The sequence below is a fragment of the Pseudomonas sp. MF09156 genome, from assembly GCF_059862305.1.
Window position 1 is genome coordinate 1 of the sequence record NZ_JCBCUR010000051.1, and the last position, 1113, is coordinate 1113.

Annotated in this window: 1 protein-coding gene; it reads left to right on the plus strand. The window is 59.5% G+C overall.

Features of this window, described 5'->3' with window-relative positions; genetic code table 11:
* Nucleotides 1–55: 55 nt before the first annotated feature.
* Nucleotides 56–1084, plus strand: a complete 1029-nt coding sequence (locus AC19YY_RS30980; protein WP_284184535.1) for an IS30-like element ISUnCu4 family transposase — start codon at nucleotides 56–58, stop codon at nucleotides 1082–1084.
* Nucleotides 1085–1113 lie beyond the last annotated feature (29 nt).

The following is a 1113-nucleotide window of genomic DNA, read 5'->3' on the forward strand; positions in this document are numbered from 1 at the left end:
GGCGGCGGCAAAAACTGAGTGCAACACCTGACCTTTCCGGTACGGTGCTGCCCCTATGTCTTATACCGAACTCAGCGTTGAAGAGCGCGCCACCATTCAAATCAGTCATGCCCAAGGCTTCAGCCTGCGTAGGATTGCCTGCTTGATCAACCGATCCCCTTCGACCATCAGCCGGGAGCTGCGCCGCAATCGAGATGTCTGTGGCGGCTACTCGGCCCACGCGGCCCAGCAGCAGATGCAGGCTCGCCGCCAGGTGTGTCGACCGAAGCGAAAGCTGTTGCGGGATGGTGAGCGCTTCGAGTTGGTGGCGCATATGCTCCGTGAGCGTTTGTCTCCCGAGCAGATTGCCGGCAAGCTGCGCAGCATGAACATTCCCAGCCTCAGAGATGCCTACGTCTGTCGCGAGACGATCTATAACGCGATCTATGCCCTGCCGGTCGGTGAACTGCGCAAGGAGCTGATCATCTGCCTGCGGCAAAGCAAGACGACACGCCGACCGCGCTCTGGTGGTGTGGATCGGCGCGGCCAGATTCCCGAGATGGTCAGCATCCATGTGCGCCCACCGGAGATCGAAGACCGGCTGATGCCAGGGCATTGGGAAGGCGACTTGATCAAGGGCAAAGCCAACGCCTCGTGTGTAGGCACGCTGGTGGAGCGAACCAGTGGCTACCTGATGCTGGTGAAGATGAACGACGCGACGGCGACCTCGGCGATGGAAGGCTTCAGTGCAGCGCTCAATGGCATGCCGCTGGCGATGCGCAAGAGCATGACCTACGACCAGGGTCGAGAAATGGCGCGGCATGCTGAAATCACCCAGCAGACTGGGGTGGCGATTTACTTCTGCGACCCGCACAGCCCTTGGCAGCGCGGTAGCAACGAAAACATCAATGGCCTGATCCGCCAGTACCTGCCCAAAGGCACAGACCTGTCGGTACACAGCCAGGAAGAACTGAATGCCATCGCACTGCAACTGAACATGCGTCCGCGTAAGCGCTTCGACTTCAAATGCCCAATCGAAGTTATGGGCGAGGTGATGCAGAAGGCCATGGCTATGCGGCATGATGCTCCAGCTTCAATTCAATGACCGTGTTGCACTCAGCTCCTGCAACCGCC